This is a genomic window from Sorangium sp. So ce124 (assembly GCF_051525235.1).
In the GTDB taxonomy this organism is placed as follows: domain Bacteria; phylum Myxococcota_A; class Polyangia; order Polyangiales; family Polyangiaceae; genus Sorangium; species Sorangium atrum.
On sequence record NZ_CP150312.1, the window covers coordinates 10,078,722 to 10,095,695 of the forward strand.

8 protein-coding genes are annotated in these 16,974 nt (G+C 70.7%); all 8 read left to right on the plus strand.

Annotation, left to right across the window (positions count from 1 at the left end; all coding sequences use genetic code 11):
* Positions 1 to 2 precede the first annotated feature (2 nt).
* From WMF19_RS37930 to WMF19_RS37965, 8 genes are read left to right on the plus strand one after another with little or no spacing between them, the layout of a single operon-like run.
* Positions 3 to 5,528, plus strand: a complete 5,526-nt coding sequence (locus WMF19_RS37930) for an amino acid adenylation domain-containing protein (RefSeq protein ID WP_437894829.1) — start codon at positions 3 to 5, stop codon at positions 5,526 to 5,528.
* Complete coding sequence (locus WMF19_RS37935) at positions 5,525 to 7,297, plus strand: ABC transporter ATP-binding protein (RefSeq protein ID WP_437894830.1); 1,773 nt, start codon at positions 5,525 to 5,527, stop codon at positions 7,295 to 7,297. Before WMF19_RS37930 ends, WMF19_RS37935 begins: the two co-directional genes overlap by 4 nt.
* On the plus strand, positions 7,294 to 9,033 hold the full coding sequence (locus tag WMF19_RS37940; RefSeq protein WP_437894831.1) for an ABC transporter ATP-binding protein: 1,740 nt from the start codon (positions 7,294 to 7,296) through the stop codon (positions 9,031 to 9,033). Before WMF19_RS37935 ends, WMF19_RS37940 begins: the two co-directional genes overlap by 4 nt.
* The gene (locus WMF19_RS37945; protein ID WP_437894832.1) at positions 9,030 to 10,139 is read left to right on the plus strand and encodes a saccharopine dehydrogenase NADP-binding domain-containing protein; all 1,110 of its coding nucleotides are present in this window, start codon (positions 9,030 to 9,032) and stop codon (positions 10,137 to 10,139) included. The genes WMF19_RS37940 and WMF19_RS37945 overlap by 4 nt, the downstream gene beginning before the upstream one ends.
* Positions 10,136 to 12,298 (plus strand): methyltransferase, encoded by a 2,163-nt coding sequence (locus WMF19_RS37950; protein WP_437894833.1) that lies wholly within the window; start codon positions 10,136 to 10,138, stop codon positions 12,296 to 12,298. Before WMF19_RS37945 ends, WMF19_RS37950 begins: the two co-directional genes overlap by 4 nt.
* Before the next feature lie 20 nt (positions 12,299 to 12,318).
* Complete coding sequence (locus WMF19_RS37955; RefSeq protein WP_437894834.1) at positions 12,319 to 14,631, plus strand: methyltransferase; 2,313 nt, start codon at positions 12,319 to 12,321, stop codon at positions 14,629 to 14,631.
* A complete protein-coding gene (locus tag WMF19_RS37960; protein WP_437894835.1) occupies positions 14,628 to 15,818 on the plus strand; it encodes a cytochrome P450 in 1,191 nt (396 codons plus the stop codon). The genes WMF19_RS37955 and WMF19_RS37960 overlap by 4 nt, the downstream gene beginning before the upstream one ends.
* On the plus strand, positions 15,815 to 16,960 hold the full coding sequence (locus WMF19_RS37965) for a Gfo/Idh/MocA family oxidoreductase (RefSeq protein WP_437894837.1): 1,146 nt from the start codon (positions 15,815 to 15,817) through the stop codon (positions 16,958 to 16,960). Before WMF19_RS37960 ends, WMF19_RS37965 begins: the two co-directional genes overlap by 4 nt.
* Positions 16,961 to 16,974 lie beyond the last annotated feature (14 nt).

Here is a 16,974-nt window from a genome sequence, read left to right on the forward strand (position 1 = left end):
CCATGCCCGTTGCCGGGATCATCGAAGAGCTGAAGACGCTGGGTGTCGATCTGTGGACGGAATCGGGGCAGCTCCGGTTCCGTGCGCCCAAAGGTTTGCTCACGGAAGACAGGATGACGGTGCTGCGCACGCACAAGGCGCAGATCATCGATTTCCTTGCGGCGAACCAGGGGGTGGTCGTCGCCGCGGACGAGCAGGCGCGTCATGAGCCGTTCCCGCTCACCGACGTGCAGACGGCCTACCTGCTGGGGCGCCAGAGCTCCTTCGGTTACGGCGGCGTCGCCTGCCACGGGTACCTGGAGGTGACGTATCCAGAGCTCGACCCCGCGCGCCTCTCCGACGCGTGGAACCTGCTGATCGAGCGGCATGAGATGCTGCGCGCCGTGATCGAGCAGGACGGCTACCAGCGCGTCCTGCCCACGGTACCTCGGTACCACATCCAGTCGACGGACCTCCGCGGCGCGTCCGCCGCCGAGGTGGAGCGCGCGTTGAGCGGCATCCGCGCCGAGATGGACCACCGGATGTACGAGACCACCGTATGGCCCCTGTTCGAGCTGCGGCATACCCGCACCAGCGGCGGCGACGTCGTGCACTTCTCGCTGGACTCGCTGATCGCCGACTGGGCGAGCGCCGGGATCTTCTTCGAGGAGCTCGATCTCATCCTCGCCGGTCGGAGCGACGAGCTGCGACCGCTGGACCTCCGCTTTCGCGATTACATCTTCGCGGAGCGGCGGCTGCGCGAGACCGGGCGTTACCAGCGTGACCGCCAGTACTGGCTCGCGCGCGTCAACGACCTGCCCGCCGCGCCCGAGCTGCCGATGCTTCCATCGGCCGCGGAAGCTGGACCCGTGCGCTTCCGCCGCTACCACAGCCGCCTGTCCGCCGAGCGCTGGGAGCGCCTCCGGCAGCGGGCCGGCGAGCGAGGGCTCACGGCCTCCATCGCCGTGCTGGGCGCCTATGCGGCGGTGCTCCAGCGCTGGAGCCGTCGCCAACGGTTCAGCCTCAACCTCACGCTGCTCAACCGTCTGCCGCTGCACCCGCACGTCGACCGGATCGTCGGAGACTTCACGTCGGTCAGCCTCATGGACGTGCAGGCGGCGTCCGGGCGCAGCTTCAAGGAATGGGCTGCGCGGCTCGGCGATCAGATGTTCGCCGATCTCGATCACCGGCTGTTCACGGGGGTCGAGGTGCTGCGCGAGATGACCCGCCGGCGCGGGCGGGAGGCCGCGCTGATGCCGGTCGTCTTCACCAGCGCCATCGGCCTCGGCTCACGGCGACGGCCCAGCAGCGGGCGGCGCTTCGGTAATGGCGTCACGCAAACCCCGCAGGTCTACCTCGATTGCCAGGTCATGGATGACGCGGACGGGCTCGAGGTCAACTGGGACGTGCGTCAGGGAATCTTCCCGGACGGCCTCATCGACGACATGTTCGGCGCGCTGCAGCAACTGCTGGAAGATCTCGCGGAGCGCTCCGAGGCGTGGGAGGCCGTCGAGCCTGTCGCGTTGCCCGGATGGCAGGCGCAGGAGCGCGAGCGCGTCAATCAGACCAGCTGTCCGCTGCCGGACTCCCTCTTGCACCGAGGGTTCCTGGAGCAGGCCGCCCGCGACCCCGGAGCGGTGGCGGTGATCGGCCATGCGGGCAGCTTGACGTACCGTGACCTCGCGATGAGGGCGGCGTCGGTCGCGCAGGCGCTGCGAGACGGCGGCTGTACCGCGGGCGACCGGGTCGCCGTCGTCATGAACAAGGGGATCGAGCAGGTCGTGGCGGTGCTGGGCGTGCTGCTCGCCGGCGGGACCTATCTGCCGCTGGACGCCACGCAGCCACGGCTGCGCATCGAGAAGGTGCTGTCGAACGCGGCGGTGCGACAGGTCCTGACCCAGTCGTGGATCTCCGCGGCGCCCAAGCTGCCGGACGGCCTGCGCGTGATCGACGTGGACACGCAGGCGCCTGCGCAGAGCTTCCCGGAAGCTCCGACGGGCGACCCCGACGCGCTGGCGTACGTGATCTACACGTCCGGCTCCACGGGTGACCCGAAGGGGGTCATGATCACCCACCGAGCGGCGCTGAACACGATCGACGACATCAACCGTCGCTTCGGGGTGACCGGTTCGGACCGGGTGCTGGGCCTCGCGCAGCTTGGCTTCGACCTGTCCGTGTACGACATCTTCGGAACCCTCGCCCTCGGCGGGACGCTCGTGCTCCCGGATCCCGACCGTGGCGCCGATCCCTCCCACTGGGCGGACCTCGTCGTGAAGCACGAGGTGACCCTGTGGAACTCCGTGCCTGCGCAGCTTCAGATGCTGGCGAGCTACCTGCAGACAGAGCCTGTCGCGATTCGCTCGTTGCGCATGGCGCTGCTGTCCGGCGACTGGATCCCCGTCACGCTGCCCGACCAGATCCGCCGGTTCATTCCTGAGCTGACGCTCATCGGGCTCGGGGGCGCGACCGAGGCGGCCATCTGGTCGAATTACCATCGCATCGAGCGGGTCGATCCGGCGTGGACGAGCATCCCCTACGGGGTGCCGCTCGCCAACCAGGGCTTCCGCGTCCTCGACGAGTCGCTCCGCGACGCGCCGGTGTGGGTCGCTGGAGAGCTGTACATCACCGGGCACGGCCTCGCAGCGGGGTACCTGGGCGATCCGGAGCTCACGGCGGCGCGCTTCTTCAACCACCCCGTCGATGGCCAGCGCCTCTACAGGACCGGAGATCTCGGGCGCTATCTCCCGGGCGGATCCATCGAGTTCCTCGGCCGCGAGGACAGCCAGGTCAAGATTCGCGGGCACCGGATCGAGCTCGGCGAGATCGAGGCCGCGCTGCTCGCGCATCCGGCGGTAGGCGCCGCGGCGGCCGTGGTGGCCGGCAAGGACCTCACGGATCGCGCGCTGCTCGGCTTCGTCGAGCTCGCGCGGCGCGGCGCGCCCACGGACGATGATCTGGCGACGTACCAGGCCCGTCTGGCGTCTGCGGCTCGGCAGTTCGCCGACAAGGAGGTCAGCGGCGTGACCGCGGCCCAGGTGACCGAGGCGATTCGAGCGCTTCACGACGCCTCGTTCGCGTCCATGATGAACGCGCTTGCCGAGCGCGGGCTCTTCGCCGGTCCGCGCGACGCGCACTCGGCCGAGGAGATCCTGCGCGAGGCGCGCGTTCACGACCGCCATCACTGGCTCGTTCGCCGCTGGCTGGGGCTCCTGGCGGAGGCGGGATGGCTCACGTACAACGAGGAGAGCCGTCGTTATGCGCAGCGCAGGGCCGCCGATGCGACGGCGGTCCACGACGCCTGGCGGCGGTTCGAGGAGCTGGCGTCGTCGTCGGGGCTGTGTACGCCCGAGTTCGTTCAGTACCACAGAGCGCACGTGGAGCGGCTGCACGCCTTGCTCGAGAACCAGCAGAACCCGTTCGAGCTGCTGTTTCCGCAAGGGAAGCACGACGTGGCGCTCTCGGTGTACCGCGATGACGCGATCGCGCGTTACAACAACCACGCGGTCGCGGCGCTCCTGTACCGGATCGCCGCCGCGCATACGGACGGCGCCCCCCTGCGGGTGCTCGAGATCGGCGCCGGCACGGGCGCGACCAGCGGCGTGGTGATCCCGATGCTCGACGGCCATGACGTCGACTACCTGTTCACGGACCTGACAGCCTTCTTCCTGGCCGATGCGCGCGAGCGGTTCCGGGAGCGCCCCTGGGTCCGATTCGGACAGCTCGACCTGAACGAGGACTACCGCGCCCAGGGCCTGCTGCCGAACTCCGTGGACGTCGTGCTGTGCGCCGGAATGCTGAACAGCACCCGCAACGTCGAAGCTGCGGTGGCGGCCGCGGCAGAGCTGCTCGGGCCATCGGGGTGGCTCGTGTTCACCGAGCCTACCGCCGATCACCCGCACGTCCTGCTCACCCAGGGCTTCATGATGGACCCCGCGGGCGCAGACCGGGAACGCGGCGCCACCAAGTTCCTGTCCACCCAGCAATGGCAAGGCCTGATCGCGAAGAGCGGCGGTGAGCTGGTGCTCTGCCTGCCGGACGACGACCATCCGATGGCGGCGTATGGCATGCACATGTTCGCTGCGCGCTTCAAGACCGACCGGGCCCGGGTCAGGACCGACGAGCTCACGAGCTTCCTCGGGCAGCGGCTGCCAGCGCACATGGTGCCTGCTCATCTGCAGGTCGTCGACCGGCTGCCGCTCACGGCGAACGGCAAGGTCAACCGCAAGGCGCTCGCCGCGCTGCGGCCCGCGGCGTTCATCGACAGCGCCGGGAAGGAGGCCGACGCGACGCTGGACGAGCTGGAGGGCCGGCTGTGTGCGCTCTGGGCGAGCGCGCTCGGAATCGCGCGGATCGGCAAGGACGAGAATTTCTACGATCGAGGCGCCGACTCGCTGATCCTCGCCAGGGTGGCAGGTCGACTGCGCGAGGAGGTGCCGGAAGCGGCGCCGTTCGCCTACGACACGCTCCTGCGGCAGATGCTCAACGAGCCGACGGTCGACGCGCTCGCGCGCGCGTTGCGCAGGCAAGACGGCGCAGCGCACGCGCCGAGCGCGGAGGCGTCCGCCAGCGGAGGTAAGACCGCGCAGATCGCGCAGCGCCGGGAGGGCAGCAACTCGTTGATCCTCTCGTTCGGCGGCGGGGACGGGCCGGCGCGTGTGATGTTCCACGCGGCGCTGGGCACCATGGATTACTTCCAGCACCTCGGGCGGGCGCTCGCCGCGCAGAATCTGGGGCCTGTCCTGGGCTTCGCCGTCGCCGACCCCGAGCTGTACCTCGCGATCCCCCCGAAGGAGCTCGTCGCGCGCGTGTCCGACGATTACGCGCAGCGGCTCATCGACGAGGGCTTCACGCGGTTTCAGCTCATCGGCTACTGCCTCGGCGGGCTGCTCGCCACCGAGGTGGCCCGGCGGCTGCTCGAGCGCGGCATGTCGGTGGACCTGGCGCTCGTCGACAGCATTCCGATGTTCATCGAGACCGACGAGGAGCTCGCGTTCGAGGCGATCTTCGCGCCGAATTTGAACCTGGATCCGGTGAAGGCCGTCTTCGGCGACGACGTCGACAGCGCCGACGTGTACCGGGCCATCGAGAAATTGATGACCGAGTACGATCGCAAGATACCGGCAGGCGCAATGGCGAGGCTCGGCGGCGACCCCGGGCTGGAATCGGTCGCCGCCGCGGTGCGCAGGCAGTCCGCGCGCACTCAGGACGAGCGTCTGGCCAGCTATGCGAAGGCGGCGGCCGCTCAGGCCGGGGTGCCCGTCGGACCCGAGCTCATCCCGGCGCTGTTCCGGACCTGCAGGCACAGCATGCGCGCCGCGCGCTTCGATCCCGAGCCCTACGTCGGCGATATGACGTTCCTGCGGTGCGACGAGGAGCAATCGTTCGGCATCACCGCAGGCGTCGGGCATTTGACGGCGCCGTTCTGGGAAGGCGTCTGCCTCGGCGAGTTCAAGCTGATCGACGTTCCCGGCAACCATTTCAGCGTCATCGAGCCACCGCATGTGAATGTCGTGGCCGAGCACCTCGCGGCATCGTTGCGCAACACATGAGAGAGAATCAGCAGAAGGACGCGGCGCTCCGCGAGCTGCGCCGCCCGATAGCAGGGCTCACGCGACTCGGGATCTTGCTGGGCGGCGTCGGGGCGCTGACGACGCTCGTCCCGTTCATCGGGATCGCCGAGCTCGCGCGGATCCTCGTCGCCTCAGGCCCGATCGACAGCGCGAAGGTGGCCGGGGTCGCGCTGATCATTGTGGTCGGGCTCGGCGTCGGATGGACCTGCACCGGAACGGCGCTGTGGGTGACTCACCTGGCCGACCATCGGCTTCAGGCCATCCTGCGGCGCGCGCTGGTGCGCAAGCTGGGCGAGGTGCCGCTGGGGTGGTATTCCGACAAGACGTCAGGGGTGGTCCGCAAAGCGGTCCAGGACGACCTCGACGACTTGCATCACCTCGTCGCGCACCACGATGTCGAGCTCGTCTCGGCGATCGTCCTTCCGCTCGGCGGCCTCCTGTACCTGCTCTGGCTGGATTTTCGGCTGGCGTTGCTCGCGATCGCCACCCTGCCGATCTACGTGGCCGCTTACGCATGGATGATGCGGGGCTTCGCCGAGAAGATGATGCAGCTCGACGCGAGCTTCGGCAGGGTGAGCGCCGCGATCGTCGAGTTCGTACACGGCATCGCGGTCGTGAAGGCGTTTGGCCAGACGGGCCGCGCTCACCAGAGCTATCAGCGCGCCGTCAGCGACTTCAGCGACCGATACGCCGGCTGGGTGCGGCCGCTGCTCCGGCTCGAGGCGCTGACCTCGATGGCCCTCTCTGTGCCTGTGATCATGCTGGTGAGCCTGACGGTCGGCGCCTGGTTCATCCGAGAGGGCTGGGTGAGCCCCATCGACCTGCTCGCCGAGACCCTTGTCGCCGTGGTCATCCCGCAAACGGTGCTCACGCTGAACCAGGGGCTCACGGCCCAGCGCAAGGCCGTGGCGGCGGCGGAGCGCGTCGCCTCGCTGCTCGACGAGCCGTCATTGCCCATCACGACGACGCCGCAGGCGCCGCGCGGGGCGTTGGTGCAGTTCGATCACGTCTCGTTCAGCTACGACGGCTCGAGGAGCGTGCTCTCCGACGTGAGCTTCGCTTGCAGGCCTGGCACGGTGACCGCGCTTGTCGGGACCTCGGGCGCGGGGAAGTCCACGCTGGCAAAGCTGGTGCCCCGGTTTTACGACGTGACAGGCGGCGCTGTCCTGCTCGGCGGCGTGGATATCCGGAACATCGCGCCGGACGTGCTGTACCGGAACGTCGGCTTCGTTCTGCAGGACGTCCAGCTGGTGCATGGAACGGTCGCAGACAACCTGCGCCTCGGCCGGCCCGAGGCCAGCGACGCAGAGGTCGTCGCGGCCGCGCGCGCCGCGCAGATCCACGACCGGATCGTCGCGCTCCCCAGGGGATATCGGTCCGTGATCGGCGAGGACGCCATCCTGTCCGGCGGCGAGGCGCAGCGGCTGTCCATTGCGCGCACGCTGCTCGCGGACACCGCGGTGCTGATCCTGGACGAGGCGACGGCGCACGCGGATCCGGAGTCGGAAGCGCAGATCCAGGACGCGCTGTCCGCTGTCGCGCGCGGGCGCACCGTGATCGTCATCGCGCACCGGCTGGCGACGATCACCGGCGTCGACCAGATCGTCGTGCTCGACGAGGGCCGCGTGCGCGAGCGCGGCACGCATTCCGCGCTGCTCGCCGCGGACGGGCTCTACGCCAGGATGTGGCGTGCTTACGCCGAGAGCGACATGGCGGCTGCCGGCGCAGCGGTGGGTGAAGCCTCATGATCCGGCAACTGACCAAGATCCTGGGACCGCAGCACGCAAGGGCGCTGCACGTCTACTTCGGCTGGCTCGTCGTCTACTCCGTCGTTCAGGGGGTGGCGATGGCGTTCCTCGTCCCGGTCCTCAAGGCGCTTCTCAGCGCGGACCTGGGCGAGGCGCTGCGCTGGCTGCTCCTCCTGGCCGCGGTCGTCGCGGTGACGTGCGTCGCCCGTTACCAGCAGACGATGAAGGGCTTTGCGCTCGCGCTGGTCGTCCTGACCACGCTGCACGACCGGCTCGGCAACCACGTCGCCCGCCTGCCGATCGGCTGGTTCTCCTCGGAGAAGGTCGGCCGTCTCTCACGGAGCGCGACGGGCGGCACCATGATGGTCACCAACGTGTTTGCCCACCTCCTGACCCCGGTGGTGAGCGGCATCCTGACGCCCGCGACGATCGCCGTCGCCATGCTGTTCTTCGACTGGCAGCTCGGCCTGACGGCCATCGCCTGCACGCCGCTGATCTACCTGACGCACCGCTGGTCGTCGGCGTGGATCGGCCGCACCGAGGAGCAGGTCGACGCCGCGGGGGCGCTCGCCAGCAACCGGGTCGTCGAGTTCGCGCGCAACCAGCAGGTGCTGCGCGCCTTCGGTCGGGCCACGGGGGGTTATGCGCCGCTGGAGGCGGCGATCGATGCGCAGCGCGCCGCGGGCGGGTCGATGCTGCGCCAGACCTTCCCCAGGTTGCTCGCGGGCGGGCTGTCGGTGCAGCTCGCGTTCGCCGCGCTGATCGCCGTCGGCGTGGTGTGCGCGCTCGATCGGTCGATCGATCCGATCGAGCTCATCGCGCTGCTGGCGCTGGCCGCCAGGTTCGTGGGGCCGCTGGCCGAGGCCGCGGGGCGGAGCGGGCTCTTGCGGATGGCAGGCAACGATCTGGAGCGGCTGTCCGCGATCTTCGATGAGGCGCCGCTCCCCGAGCCCGAGCGGTCGAGGCCCGTCGCGGCGCCGGGGGAGATCGAGTTCTCCGATGCCCTGTTCGGCTATCAGCCGGGCGCTCCAGTGCTCCGTGATGTGTCTTTCCGGATAGCGCCGAGGACGATGACGGCGATCATCGGCGCATCCGGCTCCGGGAAGACCACGATAACACGGCTGATCGCGCGGTTCTTCGACGTCGACGCGGGCTCGGTGCGGGTGGGCGGCGTGGATGTCCGCGAGCTCTCCACGGAAGACCTGATGGCGCAGCTGTCGCTGGTCATGCAGGACGTCTACCTGTTCGATGACACGCTGGAGGCGAACATCCGGGTGGGCCGGCTGGACGCCACGGACGCGGAGGTGCGCGAGGCCGCCCGCCTGGCTGGCGTGGACGAGATCGTCGAGCGCCTCCCGCAGGGCCTGAAGACCCGCGTCGGCGAGGGCGGAGCGTCGCTGTCCGGCGGGGAGCGCCAGCGGGTGTCGGTCGCCCGAGCCGTGCTCAAGAACGCTCCGATCGTGCTGCTGGACGAGGCGACGGCGGCGCTCGACCCGGAGAACGAGCGCTACGTCCAGAGCGCGATGCGGACACTGATGCGCCGGTCGACCCTGCTGGTCATCGCGCACCGGCTGCCGACCATCGTGTCCGCGGATCAGATCCTCGTGCTCGACGGCGGCCGCATCGTCGAAGCGGGGACGCATCAGGAGCTCCTGGCGCGCAACGGGCGCTACACGGCGTTCTGGAATGAGCGCCGCCGCGCTCACGGATGGCGGCTGATGGAGGCTGCAGGATGACGATCGGCATCTTGGGAGGTTATGGCGACGTCGGCGCGCAAGCGGCCCGGCGGCTCCTGTCGCTCGGCCTCGGGCCGCTGCGGATCGGCGGGCGAAGCCTCGAAGCGGCCCGCCGCTTCGCGAGTGAGCTGTCCGCGGGAGCGGTCGAGCACCAGGCGGTCGATTTTCGGGACGACGCCTCGTTGCGTCGCTTTGTCGGTGGTTGTCGGATCGTGCTCAACTGCGCCGGTCCATCCCACGCCATCGCGGACCGCGCGGCGAGGGCAGCCCTGGACGCAGGCGCCGACTACGTGGACGCCGCCGGCGACGATGCGCTGTACGCGCTCCTGGACGACGAGGAGTACCGCACCCGCCGGCGCGTGGCCGTGCTCTCGGCGGGGCTGCAGCCTGGCCTCACCGCGCTCTTGCCGCGATGGGCGGCGCAGCGGGCTTTCAGCCAGGTTCATGGCCTGCGCAGCCACTTCGGCGTGCTGGACCGCTTCACCGAGGTCGCAGCGGACGACTATCTCCAGGCGGCCACGGACGGGGTGAGCGAGCCGCTCGCGGCATGGCGAGAGGGGCGTCGCTCCGGGGTGCTGACCCGGACGCGCAACGTGGAAGTCCCGTTCTTCCCCGGCCCGGCGACCTTGTTGCCTTACCTCAACACCGAAGCGGAGCGGCTCGCGGCGTCGCTCCGGCTCGTTCGAGGAGACTGGTATACCGTCATCACCGGCCAGCACATCCTCACGGCCTTCGATCGCGCGCGCAGCCTCGAACGCCGCGAGGCGGTCGCGGCGTTATGCCGGGCCAGCTTGCTCGACCTCGCTGGACGGGAGCCCCACGTTCTTCTCGTCGCGCAGCTCGACGGACTGCGAGACGGCGCCCCGGTCACGCGCACGCTGGTCGTGCGCGGACGGCGCAACGCCGAGCTCACAGGGACCATGGCCGCGCTCGCCACGCTGGCGGTGGACCAGGGCCAGGTGCCCGCTGGGCGCGACTTCGCCGCGGCGGCGCTCGAACCCCTGTCGACGGTCGGTCGCCTTCGCGAGAGCGGCGCGGTGATCGCGCTCGATCTGCTGGATTCATCGATCGACGCGCTCGGCGCTACCGAGGAGGGCTCCCTGTGACCGCCGGCATCCCTCTCGTGCTGTGCGGCGCCGGGTTCGGTCCTCTGCACCTGGCCGCGCTCCAGCGTTTGAACGGGCGCTTTCGTCTCCTTGGCCAGCTCGCCGACGACAGCGACGGCGCACGGAGGTTCGCCGATCAGGCCAGGATAGCGCTCTGGGCCCGGCCGGATCAGGCGCCCCTCGGCGCCGGCGTGAGCTGCTGGGTATCGGCGACCGGGCACGGCGTGCCGGTGGCGGAGCGCGCGGTCGACCTCCTGGGGCGCGGCAGCGCCGTGCTGGCGGAAGCGCTACTCGAGCACGATGAGCTCGCCGCGTGCCTGCGGCAAGCGCGCCTTGGCCGAGCCGCCTTCCGGGTGGCGGCGGTCGCCTCCGCCACGCCGGCGTCCCGGCGGTTCCTCGGCGCAGCGCAGGCGTTGCGCGCGCGCACGCCGATCAAGTACGTCGCTGCGACCTGCACGAGAGCGTCGATCCAGGCGCTGCTCCGCCTCCTGGGAGACGCGCTCGGCGCCCTGCGCCCCTGGCAGGTCCGTGAGCCGACGCCTCTCGGGAGCGGGCTTGTCGTGCTCGGAGGCAGCCTCGCGGGTGTTCCCATCGTCCTGCGCGTGCGCAACGAGGTGTCGTCAGAGGCGCAGATGGTCATCGAGCTCGCCATGGGCAGCGACGCCGGCGAGCTGAGGCTGACCGGGGTTCACGGGGACGTCCTCTGGACCGCGCGCTCCGCGGGGTCTGGCGTGCTGCTCGGCGGAACGGACGCGCCGGCCGAGCGTGAGACCGTGAGCTGGCTGCGCGCGACCCGCGGTGAGCTGGCGGCGTTCGCCAACGCGGTGGAGAGCCCGGGCGCAGCCGTCAGCGAGGCTCAGGTTCAGCTCACGTTGTGCCGCCTCCGGCACGACATCCTCGCCGCGCTCGGCTCGGCCACGGCGCGCCCTGACGCGGAGGTCGTCCCCGCCGCGGATCTGGCCGCTGCGGCGGTGGAGGCCGCCGCCGATGACGCGGACGGTGAGGCTCCCCGCGTGCCGACGGGCGATGAGACACACGAGGCTGGGCTGAGGCTCACTCGGATGCTGGAACCAGCGCCGGGGAGAGATCCCCTGGCGCACCTCCCGGGGGCGATGCAGCGACTCGAGGCGATCTGCCTGCGGGCCCTGGGGGAGCTGCTCGTGGCGAGCGGCGCCGTGCATCCGGGAGGTGAAGCGCGCACCGCGGAGGAGATCGTCTGCGCGCTGGGCGCGGCGCCGCGACACGCATGGCTCGTCCGGCGGTGGCTCGCCGCGCTGTGCGACCACGGTGTGCTCGGCAACGTGGGGGATAGGTACGTGTGGCGACGGGCCCTGCGGGACGCCGGCGCGGCCGCGGACCTGCCCGATGCGTATGCCTCGCTCGGCTTCCCGCCGGCGATGGCGGAAGTCCACCAGGCTGCTCTGCTCCGCCTGAACGCGCTCGTGCGCGACGAGCTCTCGATTCAGCAGCTCCTGTTTCGCGAGCGGCAGGACCTCTCCACCATTGCCGCCTACCAGGACAACGTCTTCACCGCTTACCTGAGCGCCGCCGGCGCTCACCTCGTGCGCCGCTGCGCGGAGCTGCGGCACCGGCCGCTGCGCGTGCTCGAGCTCGGCGGAGGCGCCGGCCTCACCACGACAGCCGCGCTGCGGGCCCTCGACGGCGCGCCGGTCGACTATCTGTTCACCGACATCGCGCGCGCGTTCACGGCCGCGGCGCAGGAGCGGTTCGGCCGCCATCGCGGGGTGCGCACTGCCGTGCTCGACATCAACGTCGATTTCACGGCGCAGGGGGTGGAGCCGCACGCGGCGGACGTCGTGCTCGCGGGCAATGTCCTCCACAACGCCGCGCATACGGGCCGGACGCTGCGCCGCATCCGGCGCGCGCTCGCCCCCGGCGGATGGCTCATCTTCACGGACTCCACACGAGAGAACTGCGCGATCCTCACGGCGATGCAATTCCTGCTGTCTCCCCCGGCCGGCTCGCCGCTGCTGGGCAGCGAGGACCGGCGCGCCGGGACCGATCAGGTGTTCGTCGACGCGCCTGGCTGGAATGAGGAGCTCCTGGCCGCAGCCTTCGTGCCGCGGTTCATCCTTCCTTCGCTCGAATCACCGCTGGCCGTGGCAGGCCAGCGCCTGTTCTTCGCTACCGCTGGCTGACGACCACCGGACGAGGTGCCATGACAGTGGGACAGATCATCGATGGGCTGGAGCGCCTCGGGAGCCGAGCGGCGCTGGTGTCGAGCGGGCGAGCGTGGACCGGAGCAGAGGTCCTCGACCGCACGTACCGCGCCGTCACGGCGCTGCGCCAGCGCGGAGCCGTCGCGGGCCGCACGTTGAGCTGGAGCGCCGGAGACGCGCCGCAGGCCCTGCCCGTCCGGCTGGCCGCGATGCTGCTCGGCGCGCGGTTCTCCGCCGAGCAGGCAGCGGACGACGGCGGCGATGTCCTGAGGATCACCGACGCCGACCTGCCCGCGCTCGACGGGGCGAGCGCCTGCGAGCCCCGCCTGGCGGACGACGCGCCGTTCTCCGTGGTTCGCGGATCGTTCGTGTGGTCGAGGGCCGTGTTCTGCGAGTCGGTGGCTGCCCTGCGCGACGCGCTCGGCCCTTCGCCTGCGCGCACGGCGGTGCTCTCGCCGTTGGCCGGGTTCGGCGGGGATGCGGTGTTCGCGAGCTGGAGCGCCGGCGCCGCCGTCCACCATCACGTGGTGGACGCGAGCGCCGCGAGCGCCGCGAGCCCGGCCAAGGCCCTTTCGTTCCTCGAGCGAGCGGCCCCGGACTGCGCGATCGTGTCAGCGGCGCTGCTGCGCAGCCTCCTGGCTCACCCGGCGGCCGCGCTCGCCGATCTCGGGGCGCTGCGGCGCGTCGTGTACGACGCCGGCGCAGGCGCCGGTGGAGCGCTGTCCGCCGAGTCGTCTGCGGCCGTGCGGCGCGTCTTCGGCGCAGAGCTGGTGGACAGGATCGCCGGTGAAGCCGGGCTCGTACCGGTGGAGCGCGAGCTGCGCAGAGCCGAGCAAGAAGCGGCGCGCATCGCGGAGCTCGTGATGAGCCATCCGAGCGCGGCGGCGGCGGCGGTGATCCCCTCCGACGGCGACGGCTGGGCGATCTTTGCCGTCCCCGCGAGGCGTGCCCGCGACGACGCCGACGGGGACGCGAGCGGACAGCGCCTGATCGCCAACGTGACCGCCGCGCTGGACGCCGAGCTCGCCGGGACCGACGTCAACCGGGCGATCGCGGCCGTGGAGCGCCTCGGACGAACAGCGCTGCTGTCGATGCTCAACGCGCTGGGCCGCAGCGGCCTTTTTACCGACACGGCCGCCGCGCACACCGTGGACGAGGTGCTCGCGCGGGCGCGGGTCGCCGCCGCGCATCGGCCGCTCATCCGCCGCTGGCTCAGGGTGCTCACGGAGCAGAAGCTGCTGCGCCGGGACGGAGACCTGCTGAGCGCCGTGGGCCCGATCGGCGACCACTCGGACGCCGCGCTGGCGCGCGCATGGGACGAGCTCAAGGGCGAGTGGCTGGCCACGGTCGGCGCGACCGGCACGATCGACTATGCGGTCCGCAATTCCGACCGTTTGCCTGACCTGATCTCCGGCGCGGTGCGGGCCGTCCACCTCTTGTTCCCGGAAGGGCGCACCGACCTCGCCAGGGCCTTGTACCGCGAGAGCATCGCGGCCCGGTACCAGCACCGCGCCGTCAGCCTCCTCGTGAGCAGGATTGCCAGGGAATGGCCCGGGCAGCGGCCGGTCCGGCTGCTCGAGGTCGGCGCCGGCACGGGGGCGACCTCCGAGTCGCTCTTGCCGGAGCTCTCGGGCGCCGAGGTCGACTACCTCTACACCGACGTCTCCAGGTACTTCCTTGATCAGGCTGCCCCGCGGCTCGCCGGGCACCGGTGCGTGCGCTTCGGCCTCTACGACATCAACGTCGCGCCGAGAGACCAGGGCTTCGTCCCGAACTCGTTCGACGTGATCATCGGCGGGGGCGTTCTCAACGCCGCGCGGAACACGGACGCCTCCCTCCGCTGGCTCAACGAGCTGCTCGGCCCCGGCGGCTGGCTCGTCCTGACCGAGCCTACGGTCGAAGAGTTCTGGGTGATGGCGTCCCAGGCCTTCATGCTGGACGACGCCAGCGACGGAAGGGCCGAGACGGAGTCGACCTTCCTCTCGCTGCCTCAGTGGAACGCAGCGCTGGACGGCGCTGGCCTGCAGCGCGTCCTCGGGCTGCCCCGGGACGGCCACCCGCTGGAGCGGCTCGGCCATCGTGTGTTCGCAGCCCGGACCAAGATGGATCGGACGCTGCTGACCTCGGAGCGCCTCTCCGAGCATCTCGGCGAGAGCCTGGGAGCCGCCGCCAGGATCGAGATCGTGGATGAACTGCCGCTCGCCGCAGGCGGCGCGCTCGACCGCGAGCGGCTGCGGGACTGGGCCGCGCGCCGCCGGCGCTTCGATTCCCGCCCGCTTCCCGCGGCGGCATCACAAGGACGAACGCAATGACTACCGCGACGAATCCCCCCATCCAGTATCCGTTCAACCTCTTCGACGGCATCGCGCTCGCCTCCGCGTACTCCCGAGCTCAGCAAACGCCGGGGCTGCTCAAGGTCAAGCTGCCTTACGGCGAGCCGGCGTGGCTCGCGACCCGCTACGAGGACGTCCGCTTCGTGCTGTCCGACCGGAGGTTCAGCCGCGAGGAGGCCACGAAGCGCGCGGACGCTCCGAGGGCGCTCCCGCGCATCGCCGGCGGGATCGTCATGATGGACCCGCCCGAGCTGACCCGCATCCGCAACCTGGTCACCCAGGCGTTCACCAACCGGCGCGTGGAGCAGCTGCGCCCGCACGTCCGCGATCTCGCCAACGAGCTGATCGACAGGATGGTGGCCAATGGTCCCCCTGCGGATCTCGTGCGGGACTACGCGCTGCCGATCCCGATGTCCGTGATCTGCGAGCTCCTGGGCGTTCCGGTGGCGGATCAGTCCAAGTTCAAGGAGTGGAACGACTCCCTGCTCTCGACCAACACGCAGACCGCCGAGCAGACGCAGCGGAACCTCGGCGAGCTGTCCCAGTACATCATGGGGCTGGTCCGCCTGCGCCGAACCGAGCCGGGCGACGACCTGATGAGCGCGCTCATCGAAGCCCACGATGTGGACGACCGCCTGAACGAGCGCGAGCTGGTCCAGCTCTGCATCGCCATCCTGATCGCGGGGTACGAGGCAACCTCCTCGCAGATCCCGAACTTCATCTACACGCTCCTGACCCATCAGGAGCAGTTCGCGCGCCTCAAATCGGATCCTGGCCTCGTGGCGCCGGCGGTCGAGGAGCTGCTCCGTTTCGTGCCGGTCGCGTCCGCCGCGATGTTTCCGCACTACGCCACCGAGGACGTCCAGGTGGGCGAGACGCTGGTGCGCGCGGGAGAGCCCGTGTTTGCGTCGGTCGGCGCGGCCAACCACGACCCCCGCAAGTTCTCCGATCCACACCGGCTCGACTTCGATCGAGACGCGCGGGCGCACTTCGCGTTTGGCTCTGGGATGCATTATTGCATCGGCGCATCGCTGGCGCGGGTCGAGCTCCAGGAAGCGCTGAGAGCGCTCGTGACCCGCTTGCCGGATCTCCGCCTCCACGCCGACGTCCAGTGGAAGACCGCGACGTTCTTCCGCGGGCCGCTCACGATGCAGGTGACCTGGTGAGCGCCGGCGGCGGCAAGAAGAAGCGCGTCGTCGTCGCCGGCACCGCCTTCGGGCGCATCTACCTCGATGCGGTCGCGTCGGCGCGGGACTCGTTCACGCTCGCCGGCGTGCTCGGGCGCGGCAGCGAGTTCTCCAGGAAGTGCGCCGAGCGCTACGGCGCGCCGCTCTACACCCGGGTGGAGGACATCCCCGGCGACATCGACATCGTCTGTGTCGTGGTTCGCTCGGGGGCGACCGGCGGCCCAGGCTCCGATCTGGCCAAGTCGCTGCTCGAGCGCGGGATCCACGTGCTGCAGGAACACCCTGTGCACGCCGCGGAGATCACCGCGTGCCTGAAGGCCGCAAAGCGGGGAGGCGCGGCGTACGCGGTCAACACGCTGTACCCGAACGTGCGTCCGATCCGGCAGTTCCTTGCGGCGGCCGAGTACATCAGGAAGCGCCAGCGCATCCAGTTCATCGACGCCGCTTGCAACAGCCAGGTCGCCTATCCGTTGCTCGACGTGATCGGCCGCGCTGCAGGCGATTTGCGCCCATGGTCGTTCTCGGAATGCGGGCCGCGGGGCGACAGGCCCTCGCCGGCCGCAGGCCAGCCGTTCCAGAGCCTGAACGCGACCATCGGCGGCGTGCCCGTGACGCTTCGCGTGCAGAACCAGGTCCACCCCGAGGACCCAGACAATCACTCCCTGCTCATGCACCGGATCTCGCTCGGATGCGACGCCGGCGTGCTGACCCTGGCCGACACCCACGGCCCCGTCCTCTGGAATCCGCGCATGCACTCGCCGCGCGACCCGACCGGGCGCCTGATCATGAGCGGCCCCGGCACCGACCGCCTCGCCGTGGAGAGCACGTCGATCCTGGGCGACCAGCGCACGCGCAGCTATCACGACGTGTTCGCGCGGACGTGGCCCGACGCGGTGGTCGTCGCCTTGCACGACCTGTGCGGCGACATCGCCGACCCGGCCCGCCGTGTCCGCAGCGGCCAGTGGGCCCTGGGCGTGACGCTCGCGTGGCGTGATCTGACGGAGCGGATCGGGATGCCCGAGCTCATCCGTCCGGAGACCCCGGAGCCGCTCCCTGTCGACGAGCTGCGTGCGGCGGCGCGCGCTGCCGCATTCGATGCGGCAGCGAGCGGCGCGCATTGAACGAGCGCCTGGCG